Annotated in this window: 22 protein-coding genes; 12 read left to right on the forward strand and 10 right to left on the reverse strand. The window is 72.6% G+C overall.

Features of this window, described 5'->3' with window-relative positions; genetic code table 11:
• Positions 1–11 precede the first annotated feature (11 nt).
• Entirely contained in the window at positions 12–1124 is a 1113-nt protein-coding gene (locus ACT2CW_RS07325) for an NAD-dependent epimerase/dehydratase family protein (RefSeq protein ID WP_445515961.1), read from the forward strand.
• A 163-nt stretch (positions 1125–1287) separates the two neighbouring features.
• Here ACT2CW_RS07325 and ACT2CW_RS07330 read toward each other — a convergent pair whose 3' ends face one another.
• The 7 genes from ACT2CW_RS07330 to ACT2CW_RS07360 form a co-directional block, all read right to left on the reverse strand.
• Complete coding sequence (locus ACT2CW_RS07330) at positions 1288–2931, reverse strand: alpha/beta hydrolase (protein WP_445515962.1); 1644 nt, start codon at positions 2929–2931, stop codon at positions 1288–1290.
• Positions 2932–3059: 128 nt separating this feature from the next.
• Positions 3060–3926 (reverse strand): urease accessory protein UreD, encoded by an 867-nt coding sequence (locus ACT2CW_RS07335; RefSeq protein ID WP_445516225.1) that lies wholly within the window; start codon positions 3924–3926, stop codon positions 3060–3062.
• 308 nt (positions 3927–4234) lie between these two features.
• Positions 4235–4930 (reverse strand): urease accessory protein UreG, encoded by a 696-nt coding sequence (gene ureG, locus ACT2CW_RS07340; RefSeq protein ID WP_182469386.1) that lies wholly within the window; start codon positions 4928–4930, stop codon positions 4235–4237.
• Positions 4931–4970: 40 nt separating this feature from the next.
• Positions 4971–5666: an urease accessory protein UreF gene (locus ACT2CW_RS07345; RefSeq protein WP_445515963.1), complete on the reverse strand. Its 696-nt coding sequence runs from the start codon at positions 5664–5666 to the stop codon at positions 4971–4973.
• A 542-nt stretch (positions 5667–6208) separates the two neighbouring features.
• Positions 6209–7933 (reverse strand): urease subunit alpha, encoded by a 1725-nt coding sequence (locus ACT2CW_RS07350; RefSeq protein WP_432046508.1) that lies wholly within the window; start codon positions 7931–7933, stop codon positions 6209–6211.
• Positions 7923–8237 carry an urease subunit beta gene (locus tag ACT2CW_RS07355; protein ID WP_164435101.1) on the reverse strand — a complete coding sequence of 105 codons (315 nt, stop codon included), beginning with the start codon at positions 8235–8237 and terminating at the stop codon, positions 7923–7925. The genes ACT2CW_RS07350 and ACT2CW_RS07355 overlap by 11 nt, the downstream gene beginning before the upstream one ends.
• Before the next feature lie 13 nt (positions 8238–8250).
• Entirely contained in the window at positions 8251–8553 is a 303-nt protein-coding gene (locus ACT2CW_RS07360) for an urease subunit gamma (protein ID WP_037959949.1), read from the reverse strand.
• A 367-nt stretch (positions 8554–8920) separates the two neighbouring features.
• Between ACT2CW_RS07360 and ACT2CW_RS07365 the strand changes: the two genes are divergently transcribed.
• The gene (locus ACT2CW_RS07365) at positions 8921–9874 is read left to right on the forward strand and encodes a M28 family metallopeptidase (RefSeq protein WP_164435089.1); all 954 of its coding nucleotides are present in this window, start codon (positions 8921–8923) and stop codon (positions 9872–9874) included.
• Between the two features lie 48 nt (positions 9875–9922).
• Here ACT2CW_RS07365 and ACT2CW_RS07370 read toward each other — a convergent pair whose 3' ends face one another.
• Positions 9923–10225, reverse strand: a complete 303-nt coding sequence (locus ACT2CW_RS07370) for a type II toxin-antitoxin system Phd/YefM family antitoxin (RefSeq protein WP_138916272.1) — start codon at positions 10223–10225, stop codon at positions 9923–9925.
• Positions 10226–10309: 84 nt separating this feature from the next.
• Between ACT2CW_RS07370 and ACT2CW_RS07375 the strand changes: the two genes are divergently transcribed.
• The 5 genes from ACT2CW_RS07375 (at position 10310) to ACT2CW_RS07395 (ending at position 13755) form a co-directional block, all read left to right on the forward strand.
• Complete coding sequence (locus tag ACT2CW_RS07375; RefSeq protein ID WP_164435087.1) at positions 10310–10945, forward strand: ATP-dependent Clp protease proteolytic subunit; 636 nt, start codon at positions 10310–10312, stop codon at positions 10943–10945.
• Between the two features lie 5 nt (positions 10946–10950).
• Positions 10951–11259: a hypothetical protein gene (locus ACT2CW_RS07380; RefSeq protein WP_164435085.1), complete on the forward strand. Its 309-nt coding sequence runs from the start codon at positions 10951–10953 to the stop codon at positions 11257–11259.
• Positions 11260–11596: 337 nt separating this feature from the next.
• Complete coding sequence (locus ACT2CW_RS07385; RefSeq protein WP_138916274.1) at positions 11597–12070, forward strand: C40 family peptidase; 474 nt, start codon at positions 11597–11599, stop codon at positions 12068–12070.
• Positions 12071–12157: 87 nt separating this feature from the next.
• Positions 12158–12553 (forward strand): VOC family protein, encoded by a 396-nt coding sequence (locus ACT2CW_RS07390; protein WP_164435084.1) that lies wholly within the window; start codon positions 12158–12160, stop codon positions 12551–12553.
• A complete protein-coding gene (locus tag ACT2CW_RS07395; RefSeq protein WP_445515964.1) occupies positions 12550–13755 on the forward strand; it encodes a hypothetical protein in 1206 nt (401 codons plus the stop codon). The genes ACT2CW_RS07390 and ACT2CW_RS07395 overlap by 4 nt, the downstream gene beginning before the upstream one ends.
• 32 nt (positions 13756–13787) lie before the next feature.
• Here ACT2CW_RS07395 and ACT2CW_RS07400 read toward each other — a convergent pair whose 3' ends face one another.
• Positions 13788–14216 carry an ATP-binding protein gene (locus ACT2CW_RS07400; protein ID WP_037959925.1) on the reverse strand — a complete coding sequence of 143 codons (429 nt, stop codon included), beginning with the start codon at positions 14214–14216 and terminating at the stop codon, positions 13788–13790.
• Between the two features lie 275 nt (positions 14217–14491).
• On the opposite strand from ACT2CW_RS07400, the gene ACT2CW_RS07405 reads away from it, so the two are divergent.
• The gene (locus tag ACT2CW_RS07405; RefSeq protein WP_037959922.1) at positions 14492–15361 is read left to right on the forward strand and encodes a helix-turn-helix domain-containing protein; all 870 of its coding nucleotides are present in this window, start codon (positions 14492–14494) and stop codon (positions 15359–15361) included.
• Positions 15362–15379: 18 nt separating this feature from the next.
• The gene (locus ACT2CW_RS07410; protein ID WP_371106040.1) at positions 15380–15607 is read left to right on the forward strand and encodes a DUF397 domain-containing protein; all 228 of its coding nucleotides are present in this window, start codon (positions 15380–15382) and stop codon (positions 15605–15607) included.
• A 63-nt stretch (positions 15608–15670) separates the two neighbouring features.
• Here ACT2CW_RS07410 and ACT2CW_RS07415 read toward each other — a convergent pair whose 3' ends face one another.
• Positions 15671–16852 carry an 8-amino-7-oxononanoate synthase gene (locus tag ACT2CW_RS07415; protein WP_445515965.1) on the reverse strand — a complete coding sequence of 394 codons (1182 nt, stop codon included), beginning with the start codon at positions 16850–16852 and terminating at the stop codon, positions 15671–15673.
• A gap of 169 nt (positions 16853–17021) precedes the next feature.
• Here ACT2CW_RS07415 and bioB point away from each other — a divergent pair, with 169 nt between their 5' ends.
• The 3 genes from bioB to bioD all read left to right on the forward strand — a co-directional run bounded on the left by bioB (position 17022) and on the right by bioD (position 20399).
• On the forward strand, positions 17022–18272 hold the full coding sequence (gene bioB / locus ACT2CW_RS07420; protein WP_445515966.1) for a biotin synthase BioB: 1251 nt from the start codon (positions 17022–17024) through the stop codon (positions 18270–18272).
• Entirely contained in the window at positions 18265–19587 is a 1323-nt protein-coding gene (locus ACT2CW_RS07425; protein WP_037959910.1) for an adenosylmethionine--8-amino-7-oxononanoate transaminase, read from the forward strand. The genes bioB and ACT2CW_RS07425 overlap by 8 nt, the downstream gene beginning before the upstream one ends.
• A 107-nt stretch (positions 19588–19694) precedes the next feature.
• On the forward strand, positions 19695–20399 hold the full coding sequence (gene bioD, locus ACT2CW_RS07430; RefSeq protein ID WP_445515967.1) for a dethiobiotin synthase: 705 nt from the start codon (positions 19695–19697) through the stop codon (positions 20397–20399).
• The last annotated feature ends 28 nt before the right edge of the window (positions 20400–20427 follow it).

Genomic DNA, 20427 nt, shown 5'->3' on the forward strand with positions numbered 1-20427 from the left:
AGCGTCCCGGCATGAGCACTGGGAGCGCGTGTGTGATCGGGGCGACGGGACAGATCGGCCGGGCGGCGGTGCGCGCGCTCGCCGAGGAGGGCTGGCGGGTGCGGGCCGCCTCGCGCGGCGGGGGCCGCGACGGGAGCTGGCCCGGCTCGGTGGAGAGCGTGGCCGTGGACCGGGACGACGACGACGCGGTGGCCGCGCTGGTCGGCGACGGCTGCGATGTGGTGCTGGACTGCGTCGCCTACGGCCGGGCGCACGCACGGCAGTTGCTGGACCTCGCCGACCGGATCGGATCGGCGGTGGTGATCTCCACCGGAGCGGTGTACGAGGACGACCAGGGCCGGGGTTTCGGCACCCAGGACCGGCCGGACGGCGCCCCGCGCTATCCGCTGCCGCTCCCCGAGTCCCAGCGCACCGTCCCGCCGGGCGACGGCTACGGCAGTCGTAAGGTGGCGCTGGAGCGGGAGTTGCTGGCCGCCGGGGACCGGCTGCCGACGACCGTGCTGCGCGCCGGGGCGATCCACGGCCCGCACTGCCACACCCCCCGTGAGCTGTACTTCGTCAAACGGGCGCTGGACGGGCGGCCGGTGCGGATCCTGGCGTACGGCGGCCGCAGCCGGTTCCATCCGGTGCATGTCGACAACATCGCGGAGCTGGTGCGGCTGGCCGCCCACCGGCCCGGTTCCCGGGTGCTCAACGCGGGCGATCCGCAGGCCCCGACGGTCGCCGACATCGCCGCCGCCGTGGACGCGGTGCTGGAGGTGCGCGGCGAGCTGGTGCTGGTCGACGGGGAGCCGCCGCATCCGCATGTCGGCAGCACCCCCTGGAGCCTGGCCCACCCCCTCGTCTACGACATGTCCGCGGCTGAACGGGAGTTGGGCTACCGCCCGGTGACCGGCTATGCGGAATCGCTGCCGGCGACCGTCGCCTGGCTGACGGAGCGGCTGGCGGCCGCCCCGGACTGGCGTACGGCCTTCCCCGACATGGCCGCCGCCTACGACCCGATGACCGATCTGTTCGACTACGCGGCCGAGGACGCGTGGCTGCGGGGCGCGCGGCGGAGAAACGGAACCGGGCCCGTGCGGGAATCGCACGGGCCCGGCCCAGCACCGCATAGCGCCGGCTAGCCGGCTAAGCGGATCGGTGGAAGTCGGCCGCGGTTCGGTGGCGCCCCGAAGGGGCGCGGGGCTGTGTCGATGTGCGGCTCCGCCGCGCGGGCGCGCGACCGGCCACGACGGCGCCGCAGACGATCGACGGCAGGTCGGGCACTCCAGCGAAGCGCTTAGCCGACTACTTGACGACGGCGGCCGCCTCCTTCGCGGCCTTGGCCGCCTTCGCGGACGCGCCCGACTTCGCGGGCACCGGCGTGGCGTGCGGGGCGCAGGTCACGTCCTTGGCGTCCACCGTGCCCTTGAGCAGGTAGGCGTCCACCCGGTCGTTGACACACGGGTTCACCAGACCGGTGACCCCGTGCGAACCGGCGTCCTTCTCGGTCACCAGACGCGAGCCCTTCAACCGCTTGTGCAGCTCCACCGCGCCCTCGTACGGGGTCGCGGCGTCCCGGGTGCTCTGCACTATCAGCGTCTTGGGCAGCCCCTTGGCGGCCCCCACCTCCAGCGGGGCCCCCTGCTTGGCCCCCCAGGTGGCGCACGGCAGGTTCATCCAGGCGTTGGACCAGGTCAGGAAGGGGTAGTCGCGGTGGAGCCGGGTGTTGTCCCGGTCCCACTTCGCCCAACTGGCCGGCCACTTGGCGTCGGCGCACTCGACGGCGGTGTAGACGGCGTTGCCGTTCTCCGAGGCGATGTTGCCCGCGGTGTCGGACATGTCCGGGCCCGCGGCCTCGACCAGCGCCTTCTCATCGCCGCCGAGGTAGTCGCTCCACACCTGGGCGACGGTGGCCCACGACGAGTCGTAGTACGGAGCGCTCTGGAAGAACCCGAGCAGTTCGGCCGGGCCCACGACCCCGCCGATGGGGCTCTTCTTGGCGGCCGCGCGCAGCTTCTCCCACTGCTGCTGGACCTTGGCCGGGGTGTCGCCGATGTGGTAGGCGGCGTCGTTCTGCGCCACCCACGCCTTCCAGTCGTTCCAGCGCGTCTCGAAGGCGACGTCCTGGTCCAGGTTGGCCTGGTACCAGATCTTCTCCCGCGAGGGGTTCACCACGCTGTCCACGATCAGCCGGCGCACATGGGTCGGGAAGAGCGTCGCGTAGACCCCGCCGATGTACGTTCCGTAGGACACGCCCAGGTAGTTGAGCTTCTTGTCGCCGAGCGCGGCCCGGATGACGTCGATGTCCCGGGCGGTGTTGGGCGTCGTCATCTGCGGCAGCATCCAGCCGCTGCGCTCCTTGCACCCTTCGGCGTACTCGCGGGCCAGCTTGCGCTGGACGCGCTTGTCCGCCTCGCTGTCCGGCACCGGGTCCAGCTTCGGGGCCTTGACGTACTCCTGGGGATCCACGCAGGAGATGGCCGTGGAGTGGCCCACCCCGCGCGGGTCGAAGCCGACGAAGTCGTACGCCTTCGACACCTTCGTCCACAGCGGGTTCTTGGTGGTGACCCGGGTCGGGAAGCGCAGCCCGGAGCCGCCGGGCCCGCCCGGGTTGTAGATCAGCGAGCCCTGCCGCTCGGAGGCGGAGCCGGTGGCCGCGATCCGGTCCACCGCGAGCTTGATGGTGCGGCCGTTCGGCTTGGCGTAGTCGAGCGGCACGGTGACGTAGCCGCACTGGATGGGCTTGGCGAGCCCCCAGTCGGCCGGGCAGTCCGTCCAGTCGATGCCCTTCTTCGCGGCCTTGGCCGCGGCCACCGCCACCCCACGGGCCTCGGCGGCCCCGCCGGGCGTCCGCTCCGAGGCCCCCGCCGTGGGGGCGGCCAGCGCACCGGTTATCAGCGCACCGGCGATCACACCGCCGGTCGCGCCGAAGAGTGCTGTGCGTCTCACTTAGTCATCCCCCTGCTTTAATTGCGCCGCCAGGAGCGGCGATGATCACAGAGTGTCAGGGGGATTCTTCTGTCTTGCTTACCGCCGAGTACAGGGCAAACCGCCGTTTCTTTATCAAGACGTGAACATCAACCCACGGCGGCGGCCGCCGCGTCGAGGGCCCGGCGGAGGTGGAGGGCGTCCGGGGCAACGGCGGTGGCGAGGGCGGCGGGGCCGGTCAGCGGCGTGAGGACGGCGGTCTCGGCGAGGCGGCGGGGCGCGATGGGACGGGTGTCGAAGGCCGGATCGACCACGAGCAGCTGGCCCACCGCCCGATGGCCGCCGAGGACCGCGCCGCCGTCCCAGCCGGGGGCGCCGGGGCCGTGGGCGAGCTCCTGGTCGAGAAGCGGGCGCCCGGCGCGGTGGACGGTGAGACGGCTGATCAGCTGGCCCGGGGATTCGCCGGTGCGGCCCAGGATCTGCTCCTCGCGGAGCACGAGGCGGGCGGTGGGGGCGAGTTCGACCCGGGTGGTCATCAGCAGTTCGCTGCCGTGTGCGGAGATCAGGGGCTCGGGCAGCCAGTGCAAGGCCGCGCCGTCGGCGACGGTCAGCCGGATCTCGTAGTGCGCGGGCCCGGCCGCGCGCCCGGGCAGGGCGATGGTGGCCGCGGCGGACCCGATGCGCAGCCGGGCGCCCGGTCCGACGGTCGCCTCCAGGGCGATCCGATCGCCGCCGAGGGGCCCGCTCATGGCCCCGACCACGGTGACACACGCTTCCCCGCCCGCGCCCCGGGTCCGCCGCAACGCGAGCGGCCCGTCCCCGGCGAGCACGGGCAACGCGGTGCCGCCGCGCCCGTCCGCCTCGGCGACGAGACGGGCGGTGGCCCGTACGACCGGGCTTGAGGTGCCCGTTGCGGATGAGGTGCCCGCCGCACGCGGGACGACTGCCGACGCACCCGAGGCGCATGTCGCGCCCGAGGCGCGAGTCGCAGCCGAGGTGCCCGCCGCGCCCGAGATGTCCGCCGCACCTGCGGTGCCCGCCGCACGAGAGATGTCCGCCGCATCTGCGGTGCCCGCCGCGCCACAGGCGGCCGCCGTAGCCGAGGCGGCCGTCGTAGCCGAGGCGGCCGTCGTAGCCGAGGCGGCCGTCGTAGCCGAGGCGGCCGTCGTAGCCGAGGCGGCCGGGGCGCGCCGCGTGTCCGGGGCTTCCCGCTCCGGAGCGCGCCCCGGCATCCGCGGCGCGGGGTATGGCGGTACGCCACCCGGTGCGTCCGGAGCGGCCACCGGCGGTCGCTCCGCCCCGGCCGAGGCTCCCGGGGCGGGGGTCATGCCGGGGCCGCCGTCCAGGCGGCCAGGCGGCCGCGGACCCAGTCGGCGATGGGGCGGATGCCGTCTTCGGCGACCAGCGAGGTGAAGGCGACGGGGAGTTCACCGCGCTGGGCCTCGGCGTCGCGGGCCATGCGCGCCAGGTCCGAGCCGACGTAGGGGGCCAGGTCGGTCTTGTTGACCACGAGCAGATCGGCGGTGGTCACGCCGGGGCCGCCCTTGCGGGGGATGTCGTCGCCGCCCGCGACGTCGATGACGAACACCTGCGCGTCGACCAGGCCCTTGGAGAACGTCGCGGTGAGGTTGTCGCCGCCGGACTCGACCAGGATCAGATCGAGCGGACCCACGGTCTCCTCGAGCTCCTCGACCGCCTCCAGGTTGGCGGAGATGTCGTCGCGGATCGCGGTGTGCGGGCAGGCGCCGGTCTCCACGGCGGTGATGCGCTCCGGCGGCAGTACGGCGTTGCGCAGCAGGAACTCGGCGTCCTCGCGGGTGTAGATGTCATTGGTGACCACGGCGAGGGAGAGCTGGTCGCGCAGCGCCCGGCACAGCGCGGCGACGGTCGCGGTCTTGCCCGAGCCCACCGGTCCGCCGAGGCCGATGCGCAGCGCGCGGCGGGTGCCGTCGGGGCGGTGGGGGTCGGTGGCGCCGTAGGTGTGGCGCGGGGGGTAGGTGTCCGCGTGGTCGAGATGCATGAACGGCTCCGAAATTCCAACGGGGGCGGCGCGGGCCCGGTTACGAGGCGAAGAGGCGTACGGACCAGGTGGCGTGCTGTTCGGCGGCGATGTCGAGCAGCGGCGCGGAGGCGGCGGGCAGCGCGCCCGGACCCTCGTCGAGGGCCCGCCGTGCCGCGTCGGCGGCCCGCGCCGCGACCTGGTCCAACTCGGGGGCGAGGCGGGCGAGGACGGCGGTGGCGTCGAAGGGGTCGAGACTCAGCAGCCGTACGGCGGCGGTCGCGGGCCCGCTCACCGCCTCGTACCCGGCGGCGTACGCGGCGTCCTGCGGCCCCAGCGCGGCGGCGCGCGCGGTGAGTCCGAGCACCACGGGCTGATGCGCCCCGCGCGGCCGGGCGACGGCCAGGGCGTCCAGCTCGGGCGACGGCCAGGTGGCGCGGGCGGCGCGCATCAGCTGGCGCCCGAGCCGCCGGGCGGTGGCCCGCAGCGCGGGACTGGGGGTACGGGCGTCCGCGGCGTCGTCCAACGCGAGCGGATCGAGCCCGGCGGCGGCCGCGGCGGCGAGCCCGGCCGCGGTGAGCCCGACGGTGTGCAGCCGCCCTCGGCAGAACGCCGCCAGGGAGGCCGCGTCCCGGATCCGCCCCGCCGCGACGGCGGCCTCGGCCCCACCGGAATGCGCATGGCCTCCGGCGGGAAACCGCCCATCCGCAAGAACAAGCAACGCCCCGACCCCACCGGTGACTCCGCCCCCGGGCAACCGGTGACCGACCCGATCCAGCCCGTCCGGCGACGAGGCACCGGGCGCCCAGGAGCCGGGAGCGGCGGCCCCGCCAGGGGCTGCACCCCGGACCCCACCGAAGGCACCACCCCCGCGCGACCGCTGACCGACCCCACCCGGCCCGTCCGGCGACGAGGCACCGGGGCTCCAGGGACCGGGAGCGGCGTCCCCGCCAGGAGCTTCACCCCGGACCCCACCGAAGGCACCACCCCCGCGCGACCGCTGACCGACCCCACCCGGCCCATCCGGAGACGAGGCACCAGGGCTCCAGGGACCGGGAGCGGCAGCCCCGCCAGGGGGTTCGCCCCGGACTCCACCGGAGGCTTCGGCCCCGGGCGACCGTTTGTGGGGTCGGTCCGGTGCGTCTGCTGACGAGGCACCAGGGGTCCAGGGGGCGGAGTCCCTTGGTTTCGGGGAGGGGCGGGGTGGGGGAAGAGCCGCAGGCCGGGCACCCGCGGCCGGGCCGTGGGCGTCCTCAGGAGTGGGCGGGGTCTCGTTCGTGGGCATGATGGCCGGTCCGGTCAGAAGAGGAAGTACCGCTGGGCCATGGGAAGTTCCGTCGCCGGAGCCGGTTCCACGGGCTCGCCGTCGATCGTCACGGTGAACGTGTCGGGGTCGACCTCGACCCGCGGCAGGGCGTCGTTCTCCCGCATGTCCGCCTTGGTGACCCCCCGCGTGCCGCGGATCGGGGCGAACCGCTTGTGGAGGTCCAGCCGGTCCGCCAGACCGTCGTCCAAGGCGGCCTGGGTCACGAAGTTGACCGAGCCCCGGGCCGCCGCGCGGCCCAGCGCGCCGAACATGGGGCGCGGCAGCACCGGCTGCGGGGTCGGGATGGAGGCGTTGGCGTCGCCCATCTGCGCATACGCGATCTGGCCGCCCTTGATGACCAGGTGCGGTTTGACGCCGAAGAACGCGGGGTCCCAGAGCACCAGGTCGGCCAGCTTCCCGGGCTCCACCGAGCCGATCTCCCCGTCGAGCCCCTGCGCCACCGCCGGGTTGATGGTGTATTTGGCGACATAGCGACGCGCCCGGTGATTATCGGCGCGGCCGTCCCCGGCCAACGCCCCGCGCCGTCGCTTCATCACATGCGCGGTCTGCCAGGTGCGCAGCACCACCTCGCCGATCCGTCCCATGGCCTGGGAGTCGGAGGAGATGATCGAGATCGCGCCGAGGTCGTGCAGCACATCCTCGGCGGCGATGGTGCTGGGCCGGATGCGGGACTCGGCGAAGGCGAGGTCCTCGGGGACGGCCGGGTTGAGGTGGTGGCAGACCATCAGCATGTCGAGGTGCTCCTCGACGGTGTTCACGGTGTGCGGACGCGTCGGATTGGTGGAGCTGGGGAGTACGTTCGGCTGGGAGACCACGGTGATGATGTCGGGCGCGTGCCCGCCGCCCGCGCCCTCGGTGTGATACGCGTGCAGGGTGCGCCCGCCGATGGCGGCGAGGGTGTCGCCGACGAAGCCCGCCTCGTTGAGGGTGTCGGTGTGAATGGCGAGCTGGGCGCCGCTCTCCTCGCAGACCCCGAGGCAGGCGTCGATGGCGGCGGGAGTCGCCCCCCAGTCCTCGTGGATCTTGAATCCGAGTGCCCCACCGCGCAGTTGGGACCACATCGCCTCATTCGAGACGGTGTTGCCCTTGCCGAGCAGCCCGATGTTGACCGGATACCCCTCCAGCGCCTCGAACATCCGGGCAAGATGCCAGGGTCCGGGGGTGATGGTGGTCGCCTTGGTGCCCTCGGCAGGCCCGGTGCCGCCGCCGACGAGGGTGGTGATCCCGGAGCAGAGCGCCTGGTCGACGAGGGTCGGCGAGATGAAGTGAACGTGGGCGTCGACGGCGCCCGCGGTGAGGATCCTGCCGTTGCCCGCGATGACCTCGGTCTCGGGCCCGATGACGAGGTCGGGGTGGACGCCGTCCATGGTGTCGGGGTTCCCGGCCTTGCCGATCCCGGTGATACGGCCGTCACGCAGGCCGATATCCGCCTTGACGACGCCCCAGTGGTCGAGCACGACGGCCCCGGTGATCACGGTGTCGGGGGCGCCCTCGGCACGGGTGGCCCGGGACTGGCCCATGGATTCGCGGATCACCTTGCCGCCGCCGAAGACCGCCTCGTCCCCGGCCCGGCCGGGCCCGCCGCAGCGGTCCTCCTCGATCTCGATGAAGAGGTCGGTGTCGGCGAGCCGGACGCGGTCCCCGGTGGTGGGGCCGAAGAGATCGGCGTACGCGGCGCGGTCCAGTTCAGCGGTCATCGAGCGCTCCTCCCGTCTCCCCGCGCAGCCCCGGCACGATCCGCTCCCCCGCGATCGGGATCAGGGCGACCTCCACGGGGATGCCCGGTTCGAAGCGCACGGCGGTGCCCGCGGCGATGTTCAGCCGCTTGCCGCGGGCGGCGGCGCGGTCGAAGTCGAGGCCGGGGTTGGCCTCGGCGAAGTGGTAGTGGGAGCCGACCTGGACGGGCCGGTCGGCGGCGTTGAGCACGGTGAGCCGGGTGACCGGCCGCCCCTCGTTGAGGCGCACCGGCTCATCGGCGTACAGGATCTCTCCGGGGATCATCGAAAGCCCCCCGTCAGGCGATCGGCTGATGGACGGTGACCAGCTTGGTGCCGTCGGGGAAGGTGGCCTCGACCTGCACGTCCTGGAGCATCTCGGGAACGCCCTCCATCACCTCGTCGCGGGTGAGCACCCGGCGGCCGGAGGCCATCAGCTCGGCGACACCGCGGCCGTCGCGGGCGCCCTCCAGGATGTGGGCGGTGATCAGCGCCGTCGCCTCGGGATGGTTGAGGAGCACGCCCCGGGCCCGTCGCTTCTCGGCCACGTCGGCGGCCACATGAATGAGCAGACGTTCCTGCTCATGCGGGGTCAAACGCACGCTTTCCACCTCATTCTCGCCCTCATCCCGCGGAAGCCCCGATCCGGCGGAAACAACCCGTTCCGCACGATCCCGGGCCACTTGGGTCCAGCCTTCGCAGGTTAGTTCCGCGGCATTTCGGCGGCGTTAACTGAGCCATTGACCGGGCAACCCTGATCAATCCGATCGATGCTGGTCAAGACGGCCTTGGGAGCCACGGCCACGCTCCGGTGCCCCCCCTCGGCCACCGCCCGGCATTCCGCTCGGCGGACCCGTACGTCCGGCTATCGCACTTGACGGTCCCACCGCATAGCCCCGATTCTCATCACCGCAACACCATGATTCACCTGCTCCGCTCCAACCCCCCACATCACAACGGAGCCCAACTGTGAAGCGAATAGCGTCAATTCGCCGCGGAAGCCTCGCGGCGGCAACCGGTGCCGCGCTCGCCGCGGCCCTGCTGAGCGGCGCCTCCGGCGCCGAGGCCACCGTCAACGCCAAGGCCGCCGCCCCCGACGTGGACGTCGCGGCCGTCAAGGCCGACCTGGGCGAGCTCCAGTCCATCGCGGACGCCAACGGCGGCAACCGCGCCCATGGCGAGCCCGGCTACCAGAAGTCCCTGGACTTCATCAAGGGCAAGCTGGACGAGGCCGGATTCACCACCTCCGTCCAGGAGTTCACCTCCGGCGGCAAGAAGGGCTACAACCTCATCGCCGACTGGAAGGGCGGCGCCGACGACAAGGTCGTGATGGCCGGTTCGCATCTCGACTCGGTCGAGGCCGGCCCCGGCATCAACGACAACGGTTCCGGCTCGGCCGCGATCCTCGAGGTCGCGCTCGCCGTGGCCAAGGCCGACCTCCAGCCCTCCAAGCACCTGCGGTTCGCCTGGTGGGGCGACGAGGAGGACGGCATGGTCGGGTCGACCCACTACGTCGACAGCCTGGCCGCCGACGAGCAGTCGAAGATCGACTCCTACCTCAACTTCGACATGCTCGGCTCCCCCAACCCGGGCTACTTCGTCTATGACGACGACCCGGAGCTGGAGAAGGTCTTCAAGGACTGGTACGCGGCGAAGAACATCACGACCGAGAAGGAGACCGAGGGCGACGGCCGCTCGGACCACGCGCCGTTCAAGGACGCGGGCGTGCGGGTCGGCGGTCTGTTCACCGGCGCCGAGGCCACCATGAGCCAGGAGCAGGCCGACCAGTGGGGCGGCAAGGCGGGCGAGGCGTTCGACCCGTGCTACCACTCCGCATGCGACAAGACGTCGAACATCGACGACAAGGCGCTGGACCTGAACACCGACGCCATCGCCAACGCCATCTGGACGCTCAGCTCCTGACGAGCGCCCCCACACCGGACCGGCGCCGAGCCGGTCCGGTTCCGTCCGTCACTCCTCGCGGCCCGGACGCCGATCCCCGGCGTCCGGGCCGCGGTGTTCCGCCGCGATGCCGAAGCGCCGCCGTTCGCCCGGAGCGGACGAGGTGGGGCGCATCGAGGACACGGTGCTGATCACCTGCTCCTCCCCGCCCGTCTCGATCTCCTCGAGTCGCCGCAGGTCCGCGGCGGACACCAGGGCGACAAGCGGCTTCCCGTGGCGCGTGACGACCACCCTCTCGCCGCCGTACACCACGCGGTTGATCAGCTCCGCGAGCTCTGCACGGGCTTGCGTCACCGGAATCTCGTAAGCCATGCTCCCATCATATCGGGATGTACATCCTGTACATTTTTTACGGAGCCAATGACACCGCCGACGACGACGCCGAGAGGTGACGCGATGGAACGACCGACCGCGCGCTATGTCCTGCCCGAGCTCACCGAGCGCACCAGCTCGGGGACGCACACCATGGACCCGTACTCCAAGCTGCTCTCCGAGCGCATCGTCTTCCTCGGCACCCCGATCGACGACACCGCCGCCAACGATGTGATCGCGCAGCTGATCCATCTCGAGCACGCCGCGCCCGACCAGGACATCTCGCTCTACATCAACTCGCCCGGCGGCTCGTTCGGGGCCATGACGGCGGTCTACGACACCATGCACTTCGTCTCCTGCGACATCGAGACGGTCTGCCTGGGCCAGGCCGCCTCGGCGGCCGCCGTGCTGCTGGCCGCCGGCACCCCGGGCAAGCGCCTGGCCCTGCCGGGCGCGCGGATCCTCATCCACCAGGCCGCGTTCAGCGAGCCGGTCGAGGGCACCACCTCGGATCTGGAGATCCAGGCCAATGAGCTGCGGCGCACCCAGGAGATGCTCGAGGAGATGCTGGTGCGGCACACCGGCCGGAGCGCCGAGCGGATCCGGGCCGATATCGACCGCGACAAGATCTTCGACGCCGAGGGCGCGAAGGACTACGGGCTGGTGGACGAGGTCACCCAGAGCCGTAAGCGGCCGGGCCCGCCGCCGCGGACGAGGTGAGCGCGGTGCTGCCACCGGAGCTGCCCCCGCTGCCCGCGCTCACCCGCGCGGAGGGGAACGTGATCGACGGCTATCTGGAGGTGGTCGATCTGCTGGGCCGGATCAATCCGGCCCGCGGCCGTGACACCTACGGCAGTCTGCGGGCCGCCCAGGCGCTGGTGGGGAAGGCCACCGCGCTGCGGGACGCGCTGACGCTGATGCATGAGCGCGGGGAGAGCGAGCTGCACACCGCGACCCTGGCCCGGGCGCTGCGGGTGCTGGACGGGGAGCGGCGCGCGGAGCGCGTCACGCTGCCACCGTCGCTGCGGGCCTGACGCGGGCTGGTCAGGGCCGCGGGGGCTGTCGCCGTCGCGCAAGGCCGTCGCCCGAACGGCGGAGCCGGATTCCGGTGCTCCGGGCGGGATCGGCTTGCGCCGCGCGGCACCCCGGTTCCGTCCCACCGCCCGCCCCACCACGCCGCAGCACGGCCGTTCGGGCAGGTCATGGACGGATGGCGGGACGGTCGGCACCACCCGAACGGCCCTGCCGTGACCACCGTCACACCGCGCCCTCTCGAGTCGGAACCGGCGCGCGTCTGCGTGACCATCCCTGGAGACGACAGGACCCCGCCACCGCACCGGGGCGGGGTCGGCTCACGAAGGGTTTCGTGTGATGTCTGCACACATACGTATCCCCAGGATGTTCTCCCGAGCGAGCGCCGTCTCCGCCCTCACCGTCGCCGCCGTGGGCGGCACCGTGGCGACGCCGGGCTGTCCACCGGAGGCCGAGGCCGCGACCGTCGCCGCCAAGGCGCTGCGGATCGCGGCCGCCAAGAAGGGCGCACCGTACAAGTACGGCGCGGCGGGGCCGAAGCGCTTCGACTGCTCCGGGCTGACGCAGTACGCCTACAAGCGGGCCGGGAAGCGGCTGCCACGCACCGCGGCCGCCCAGTACAACCGGACCCGCCATATCAAGGCCGCCGCCCGCAAGGGCGGTGACCTGGTCTTCTTCCACTCCGGCGGCGGGGTGTACCACGTCGGGGTGTACGCGGGCGGCGGGCGCCTGTGGCATGCCCCCAAGACCGGCCAGGTGGTGCGGCTGGAGCGGATCTGGACCAAGAAGGTCTGGTACGGACATGTGCGCTGACCCGCCGTAGGCGTCAGTGGCCGTGGGTAGGTTGACGGGGCCGGGACACCGCTGTGGACCGGCCCCGTCGACCACCGGAGGCTTCGCATGGCGTATCTCAACCCGGTCCGGCACATCACCTTCGACGCCCGTGATCCGCACACCCTCGCGCGGTTCTGGTCCCGGCTGACCGGCTACCCCCTGGAGGACTCCGATCCGGACGGCGAATGGGCACTGATCAGTCCGGGGCAGCCCGGGGTGCCGGGGCTGCTGTTCCTGCGGGTCCCGGACGCCAAGACCGTCAAGAACCGCGTGCACCTGGACATCCAGCCCCCGTCGGGCACCCGGGACGCCGAGGTGGAGCGGCTGACCGGGCTCGGCGCGCGGGTGGTGGACGACCGGCGCACGGAGGACGGGCTGGGGTGGGTGGTGATGTCCGACCTCGAGGGCAATGAGTTCTGCGTGGAGCGCAGCGCCGTCGAGCGCGGTGTGGTGCCGTCATGAGCGAGCCCTTCCAGCCGGACCACACCTACGACCAGGTGTATCTGCTCTTCGTCGACACCGCCGGGTATTCGACGATCGTCCGCTCGAACCCCAGGGACCGCGCCGCCCACGCCTTCGATCTGCTGCGCGAGCGGATGCGCGCGCGGATCGAGCAGTTCTCGGCCCAGCACCGCTGCGCCCGCGGCGACTTATGGAGCTGGCGCGGCGACGGGGGCTTCTTCGCGGTCCACGACGACCGCGAGAGCGTGGCCCGCGATGTCGCGCTGGAGGCGGCCCGCACCTTTCTCACCCTCGATCTGCGCCATCTGCGGGACGAGTTCGCCCAGGCGGGGGTGGACGGCGAGCTGCATGTGCGGATGGCGCTGCACAAGGGGGCGATACGGCACACCGGCGAGGGCCGGACCGGCACCATCCACTCCCCCGACATCAATCTGGCCGCGCATCTGGAGAAGGCGACTCCGCCGGACTGCCTGGCGGTCTCGGAGGATGTGTACCGCACCGCGGGGCCGTACGCGGAGCTGTTCGCCCATGTGGGAAGCCATGAGGGCAAGGACGTCTATCTGATGGCGGGCGACGGCGGCCCGGACGGAGCGGCCAAGGCGTGGCTGGCGGGCCGGGGGCTCGCGGACGGCGCCCAGGTGCAGGCGTATCCGGAGCGGCCGAGCCCGCAGGAGAAGGCGCGGCTGCTGGACGCGGCGGCCGAGGAGGTCCTGGACATGGGGACGGCGCTGCGCACCACCTCCGGCCGGCTGGTCACCACCGAGCGTCCGGCCCGCTTCCGCGACGCGGTCCTCGGGCTGCTGCGCCGGGGCGGCGCCTACCACTGCTATCTGCTGGACCCGTCCTCGGACGCGGCGGCCACGCTCTCCCGCCAGTACCAGGAGGACATGACGCGGAAGATCAAGGATTCGCTGGAGCGGTTCGGCCGTTTCAAGGAGCGCTACGGGGCGGAGGCCGACGGTCTGCGGGTCTATCAGACGGAGGAGTTTCCCGGCTTCTCGGCGCTCACCATCGATATGCGCGGGCCGAGCGGGCTGATCCTGTATTCCTCATATCTGATGGGCACGAGCCGGTACGGGGTGATCGAGCGCGGCGATATGCCGCACTATCTGATCGGCCCGGCCGCCGGGCGGGTCTACACCCGGATCCGCCAGCTGGCCGAGGCGCGGGTCTCGGAGGGGCGGGCCCAGCGCGTGCTGTGAACGGTTCGGGCGGACCGGGGCGGTCCAGCCGTTCAGCGGACGGGGACGGTCCACGGCAGGGCGATCCAGACGGTCTTGCCGCCGTCCGCGGTCGGGGTGACGAACACCTCGCCGCCCGACTCCGCGGCCAGACAGCGGACGATGACCATTCCGCGCCCGCTGTCCTGCTGGGTGGCCAGCGGCAGCCACCTGGGCCATTTCGGATGGCTGTCGGTGACCCCGATCTCCAGCCGCTGCTCGCGGTCGAGCCGTAGGTCCACGGTGAAGGTGGGCGACTGGCCCACGGTGTGCTCCACGGCGTTGGTGGCGAGCTCGGAGACGATCAGCCGCACGGTGTCGGCGGCCTCCGCTCCCGCCCCGAGCCCCCATTCGGCGAGCACGTCCGTGACATAGGCGCGTGCCGCGGGAACCGACGCCGGTGCGCTCGGCAGAGTGACGGATGCTTCCTGATGGTCTGCCATGACGGCCTGTCCCTTTCCGGCCGGGGCGCGGCTGCGGACGCGTTTCGAGGGTGGACTTGCGAAGCCGGTGAAGTCGTGGGCTGCCCCGACGGCTCTACGCGTCAGACTGCCACCAATGGCCTCTCCAACGGGGGCGATCCACCGAGTTATGCATATATCTGTCGCCCAAAGCGGTGAACTCTGCTACGGAAGACCGGATTTGGAAGGCACACTGGGCCACTGGTGCGACACGCGCTGTGGGTGACGCGCCAATAGGAAGACGGGAGGGAGAACTGATGCGATACGGCCCGGCGGTGCGTCGCCGCAAGCTCGGTGCGGAACTGCGCCGCCAGCGCGATCTGGCCGGGCTCACCAGCGGTGAGGTCGCCAACCGGCTGGGCTGGCACCAGTCGAAGGTGAGCCGGATCGAGACCGGGCGGAGCGGCGCCAAGCCCTCGGATGTGGCGCGGCTGCTGGAGGTCTACCAGGTCGCCGACCCGGAGCTGCGCGCCCTGCTGGAGGCGCTGTGCCGCGGGGGCGCCTCGGATCCGGAGGGGTCGCGGCGCGGCTGGTGGTACGCGTACCGCGATCTGCTGCCGCCCGCCTATCGGGACTTCATCAGCCTGGAGGCGGAGGCGTCGGACGCGTACACGCTGGAGACCACGGTGGTGCCGGGTCTGTTGCAGACCCCGGACTACGCCCGGGCGGTGACCCTCGCGGCGCTCCCGGATCTGCCGGGGCCCCAGGTGGACTCGCTGGTCGAGGTGCGGATCGCGCGCCAGTCGGTGCTGCACGGCGAGCGGCCGCTGCGGCTGCACGCGGTGCTCGACGAGGCGGCGCTGCGGCGCGAGGTGGGCGGGCCCGGAGTGATGACGGCGCAATTGCGCCATCTGGCCGAACTCTGCGCATTGCCTCAGGTGCAGCTACAGGTGCTGCCATTCTCTATCGGAATGCCCATTGGTATGACAGGTCCTTTCATTATTTTCTCTTTTCCGCACATTAGTGACCTGGACGTAGTAGTTCTCGACCACTTGACGAGTAGCCTCTATCTGGAGCGGAAAGAAGACCTCCGGGCGTACAGCGCCGCGTTCGAAGTGCTGCGCGCACACGCCCTGACACCTGAGGAATCGTTGTCCTTCATCAACAAAATCGGGGGCGGCGCCTGAGGGGGCACCATGTCCAAAATGTCCGCCAACTCCGTCGACTGGCTGCGCAGCAGCTACAGCGTCGGAATGAACAACTGCGTCGAGACGGCCCTGCTGGGGCCCGACCGGCTCGGCGTGCGCGATTCGAAGAACACGGCGGGCCCCGTCCTGCTGTTCACCCCGTCGACCTGGGTCTCCTTCCTCGAGGGACTCAAGGGCGACGGCCCCGGCTCCGGCATCTCCCGCTCGACCGGAACCGGAAGCTGATCCGTGAGTGAAGTATCCCTTCCGCCGGTGAGCTGATCCGCTCACCCTCCCGTCAGTGAGCCATCAGGCGGTCGGCGCGGTCCTCACGATCACGTCGGCCGCCTCCTCGATCTGCTCCTCCGTCAGATCCCCGCGCGCGGTGAGCCGCAGCCGGGAGACGCCGTCCGGGACGGACGGCGGGCGGAAGCACCCCACCATCAGCCCGGCCGCGCGGCAGTCCGCGGCCCAGCGCACCGCCTGCTCCGGCGACGGAGCCCGCACCGACACCACCGACGCGTCCGGCCGCACCGCGGCCAGCCCGGCGGCGGTCAGCCGCCCGTAAAGACCCATGGCGACCGTACGGACGCGGGCGGCGCGCTCCGGCTCCCGGCGCAGCAGCCGCAGGCTCGCCAGGGCGGCGCCCACGGCCGCCGGGTTGAGCCCGGTGTCGAAGATGAACGTCCGTGCGGAGTTCACCAGGTGCTCGATGACCCGGGCGGGCCCCAGCACCGCCCCGCCCTGGCTGCCCAGCGACTTGGAGAGGGTGGCCGTGACCACCACGTCCGGCGCGCCCGCGAGCCCGGCCCCGTGCACCGCGCCGCGCCCGCCCTCGCCGAGTACCCCCAGGCCGTGCGCCTCGTCCACCACCAGCGCCGCGCCGTAACGCCGGGCGACAGCGGCGAGGGCGGCCAGCGGGGCGGCGTCGCCGTCGACGGAGAAGACCGCGTCGCTGACGACGAGGGCGCGCCGCCGCGCCTCCCCCGCGTCCGCTTGGTCCCCCTCGTCCGCGTCCAGCGCCTTGCGTACGGCGTCCGGGTCGGCGTGCGGGACGACGGCGATCTCGGCGCGGGAGAGCCGGCAGCCGTCGATGAGCGAGGCGTGGTTGTCCGCGTCGGAGACGACCAGGGCGTCCCGGCCGCTCAGCGCGGAGACGGCGGCCAGATTGGCCGCGTAACCGGAGGAGAACACCAGGGCCGCCTCGAAGCCGCAGAACCCGGCGAGCTCCCGCTCCAGCGTGGTGTGCAGCTCGGTGGAGCCGGTGACCAGGCGCGAGCCGGTCGACCCCGCGCCCCAGCGGTGCGCCGCCGCGGCCGCGGCGGCCGTCACCTCCGGGTGCCGGGCCAGCCCGAGATAGTCGTTGCTCGCCAGGTCGAGCAGCGGGGAGTCGGCCGGGCGGGGGCTGAGCCGGCGCACCAGCCCCGCCCGGTCGCGCCGCTCCCGCTGCGCGTCGATCCATGCGAACGCGTCCTCGCGGTCCTGGGGCATCGGCTGCCTCGCCTTCCGTGGCCTCGTCTCGGGCACCGACTGTCGGGTCCGGATAGAACGTAGCCTCGTCCATGCCCGGTCATGGTGTGGCAATACACACACCCCGATCAGCGCGTCTTGTACGGTCTCTCCTTGGCCGCGGGCGGTGGGGTAGGAAAGGATCGTCGCCATGGACCTGCTGAACACGCTGGTGGAGAAGGGGCTGCGGCGCGAGACGCCCACCCGCGAAGAGGCGCTCGCCGTTCTGGCGACCTCCGATGACGAGCTGCTCGATGTGGTGGCCGCGGCGGGCAAGGTGCGCCGCGCCTGGTTCGGGCGGCGGGTGAAGCTCAACTATCTGGTGAACCTCAAGTCGGGGCTGTGCCCAGAGGACTGCTCGTACTGCTCGCAGCGGCTGGGCTCGAAGTCCGGGATCCTCAAGTACACCTGGCTCAAGCCGGAGCAGGCGGCCGCCGCGGCGGGCGCCGGGGTGGCGGGCGGCGCCAAGCGGGTGTGCCTGGTCGCCAGCGGACGCGGCCCGACCGACCGCGATGTGGACCGGGTCTCCCAGACCATCGCCGCCATCAAGGAGGAGCACCAGGACGTCGAGATCTGCGCCTGTCTGGGGCTGCTGTCCGACGGCCAGGCGGAGCGGCTGAAGGACGCGGGGGCGAACGCGTACAACCACAACCTCAACACCTCGGAGGCGACGTACGGCGACATCACCACCACCCACACCTACGCCGACCGGGTCTCGACGGTGCAGCAGGCCCAGGCGGCGGGGATGTCCGCCTGCTCCGGGCTGATCGCGGGCATGGGCGAGTCGGACGAGGACCTGGTGGACGTGGTCTTCTCGCTGCGCGAGCTGGACCCGGACTCGGTGCCGGTCAACTTCCTCATCCCGATCGAGGGCACCCCGCTGGCCGGGGACTGGAACCTCACCCCGCAGCGCTGTCTGCGGATCCTGGCCATGGTGCGGTTCGTCTGCCCGGACGTCGAGGTGCGGCTGGCGGGCGGCCGCGAGATCCATCTGCGGACGCTCCAGCCGCTGGCCCTGAACCTGGCGAACTCGATCTTCCTCGGCGACTATCTGACCACCGAGGGCCAGTCGGGCAAGGACGATCTCGCGATGATCGCCGACGCGGGCTTCGAGGTGGAGGGCACCGATACGACGACGCTGCCCGCGCACCGCGCGGACGCACTCGCCGCGGCCGGTTCCGGCTGCGGCGGCCACGGCGCGGAGGGCGGCGGCTGCGGCCCGTGCGGTGACGCGGCGCCCGCCGACGCGGTCCCTGCCGGTGCGGTCACTGCCGATGCCGTACCCGCCCAGGCGGCGGCCGGTGCCGCGGTCTCCGCCGCCGCGGCCACGCGGGAGTCCCACGCCGACCTGGTCGCGGTGCGCCGCCGCGGCGCGGGCACGGACCTGCCGCCCAATGCCTGAGCCGCTGACCCCGGCCGAGCTGCGGGAGCTGGACCGGCAGCACGTCTGGCATCCGTACGGCCCGATGCCCGGCCGCCAGGACCCGCTGGTCGTGGAGTCCGCGGCCGGGGTCCGGCTGCGGCTGGCCGAGCCGGTGGAGGGCGTCCGCGAGCTGGTGGACGGGATGTCGTCGTGGTGGTCCGCCATCCACGGCTACAACCACCCGGCGCTCAACGACGCCGCGCGCGGTCAGCTGGACCGGATGAGCCATGTGATGTTCGGCGGGCTCACCCATGAGCCCGCCGTCCGGCTGGCCACCCGGCTGGTGGAGATCACGCCCGAACCGCTCCAACACGTCTTCCTCGCCGACTCCGGTTCGGTGTCGGTCGAGGTCGCGGTGAAGATGTGCCTCCAGTACTGGCGCTCCCTGGGCCGCCCCGCCAAGCGGCGGCTGCTGACCTGGCGCGGCGGCTACCACGGCGACACCTGGCAGCCGATGGCGGTGTGCGATCCGGAGGGCGGCATGCACCGGCTGTGGTCCGGTGTGCTGCCCGAGCAGATCTTCGCGGACGCGCCGCCGCCCGGCTTCGACGCGGACCCCGACCCGGCGTACGAGCGCCACATCCGTGAGCTGGTGGCCCGTCACGCCGATGAGCTGGCCGCGGTGATCGTGGAACCGGTGGTACAGGGCGCGGGCGGAATGCGCTTCCACTCCCCCGCGCTGCTGCGGGTGCTGCGCGAGGCGTGCGACGAGCACGACGTGCTGCTGGTGTTCGACGAGATCGCCACCGGCTTCGGCCGTTCGGGCGCGCTCTTCGCGGCCGAGCACGCGGGGGTGTGTCCGGATGTGATGTGTCTGGGCAAGGCGCTGACCGGGGGTTATCTGACCCTCGCCGCCACGCTGTGCACCCCGCGGGTGGCGGAGGGCATCTCGCGCGGCGAGGTGCCGGTGCTCGCCCACGGCCCGACCTTCATGGGCAATCCACTGGCCACGGCCGTGGCCTGCGCCTCGATCGACCTGCTGCTCTCCTACGACTGGCGGCAGGAGGTCAAGCGGATAGAGACCGGGCTGCGGGACGGTCTCGCGGAGGCGGCCGCCGGGCCGGGCGTCCGGGACGTACGGGTGCTCGGCGCGATCGGCGTCGTCCAGCTGGACCGTCCGATGGACGACGCGGCGATGGCGGCGGCGACGCGGGCCGCGGTGCGCGAGGGCGTGTGGCTGCGCCCGTTCCGCGATCTGCTGTACACCATGCCGCCGTACATCACCGGGGACCACGATCTGGCCCGGATCTGCGCGGCGGTCCGGGCGGCCGCGACAGCGGCCACGGCCGTCTGACGCGGGAACGGACCGGGACAGACCGGGGCAGACCGAGGCGCGCCCCGGGACACGCCCTGAGACATGCCCCGGGGCACGAACGAAAGCGAAAGGCAACGGAAACGCAGATGTCAGTCCTGGTCGTCACGGGTACGGGCACGGAGATCGGAAAGACCGTCAGCACGGCGGCCGTCGCCGCCGCGGCGCTCGCGCGCGGCCGCTCGGTGGCGGTGCTCAAACCCGCCCAGACCGGTGTCGCGGAGGGCGAACCGGGCGATGCCGCGGAGGTGGGCCGCCTCGCCGGGGCGGTGACCCTGCTCGAACTCGCCCGCTACCCCGAGCCGCTGGCCCCCGCCACCGCCGCCCGCCGCGCCGGACTGCCGCCGGTGCGGCCGCACGAGGTGGCCGACGCGGCCGAGAAGCTGGCCACCGAGCACGATCTGGTGCTGGTCGAGGGCGCGGGCGGGCTGCTCGTACGGTTCGACGAGACGGGGGCGACGCTCGCCGACGCGGCCCGGCTGCTCGGCGCGCCCGTCCTGGTCGTCGCCCACGCCGGTCTCGGCACGCTCAACGCGACCGCCCTGACCACCGAGGCGCTGCGCGCCCGCGGGCTGGAGTGTCCCGGTGTGGTCATCGGCAGCTGGCCCGCCGCCGCGGATCTCGCCTCCCGCTGCAATGTGGCCGATCTGCCGGAGTCCTCCGGCGTCCCGCTGCTGGGCGCCATCCCCCAGGGCGCCCCCGCCCTGCCGCCCGCCGAATTCCGCGCCCAGGCCCCCGGTTGGCTGGCGCCCCGGCTGGACGGCACCTGGGACCCGGCGCGGCCGGCCGCGTAGCGGCACCCCCCGGCTGGGCAGAATCCCG

Source organism: Streptomyces sp. NEAU-174, from assembly GCF_052665095.1.

What these genes read in the sequence shown, in the direction of transcription:
- ACT2CW_RS07325 (WP_445515961.1), top strand. Translation starts at nt 12, where the DNA reads ATGAGCACTGGGAGCGCGTGTGTGATCGGGGCGACGGGACAGATCGGC.
- ureG (WP_182469386.1), bottom strand. Translation starts at nt 4,930, where the DNA reads ATGCATCTCGACCACGCGGACACCTACCCCCCGCGCCACACCTACGGC.
- ACT2CW_RS07350 (WP_432046508.1), bottom strand. Translation starts at nt 7,933, where the DNA reads ATGACCGCTGAACTGGACCGCGCCGCGTACGCCGATCTCTTCGGCCCC.
- ACT2CW_RS07355 (WP_164435101.1), bottom strand. Translation starts at nt 8,237, where the DNA reads ATGATCCCCGGAGAGATCCTGTACGCCGATGAGCCGGTGCGCCTCAAC.
- ACT2CW_RS07370 (WP_138916272.1), bottom strand. Translation starts at nt 10,225, where the DNA reads ATGGCTTACGAGATTCCGGTGACGCAAGCCCGTGCAGAGCTCGCGGAG.
- ACT2CW_RS07375 (WP_164435087.1), top strand. Translation starts at nt 10,310, where the DNA reads ATGGAACGACCGACCGCGCGCTATGTCCTGCCCGAGCTCACCGAGCGC.
- ACT2CW_RS07385 (WP_138916274.1), top strand. Translation starts at nt 11,597, where the DNA reads ATGTCTGCACACATACGTATCCCCAGGATGTTCTCCCGAGCGAGCGCC.
- ACT2CW_RS07390 (WP_164435084.1), top strand. Translation starts at nt 12,158, where the DNA reads ATGGCGTATCTCAACCCGGTCCGGCACATCACCTTCGACGCCCGTGAT.
- ACT2CW_RS07395 (WP_445515964.1), top strand. Translation starts at nt 12,550, where the DNA reads ATGAGCGAGCCCTTCCAGCCGGACCACACCTACGACCAGGTGTATCTG.
- ACT2CW_RS07400 (WP_037959925.1), bottom strand. Translation starts at nt 14,216, where the DNA reads ATGGCAGACCATCAGGAAGCATCCGTCACTCTGCCGAGCGCACCGGCG.
- ACT2CW_RS07405 (WP_037959922.1), top strand. Translation starts at nt 14,492, where the DNA reads ATGCGATACGGCCCGGCGGTGCGTCGCCGCAAGCTCGGTGCGGAACTG.
- ACT2CW_RS07410 (WP_371106040.1), top strand. Translation starts at nt 15,380, where the DNA reads ATGTCCGCCAACTCCGTCGACTGGCTGCGCAGCAGCTACAGCGTCGGA.
- ACT2CW_RS07415 (WP_445515965.1), bottom strand. Translation starts at nt 16,852, where the DNA reads ATGCCCCAGGACCGCGAGGACGCGTTCGCATGGATCGACGCGCAGCGG.
- bioB (WP_445515966.1), top strand. Translation starts at nt 17,022, where the DNA reads ATGGACCTGCTGAACACGCTGGTGGAGAAGGGGCTGCGGCGCGAGACG.
- ACT2CW_RS07425 (WP_037959910.1), top strand. Translation starts at nt 18,265, where the DNA reads ATGCCTGAGCCGCTGACCCCGGCCGAGCTGCGGGAGCTGGACCGGCAG.
- bioD (WP_445515967.1), top strand. Translation starts at nt 19,695, where the DNA reads ATGTCAGTCCTGGTCGTCACGGGTACGGGCACGGAGATCGGAAAGACC.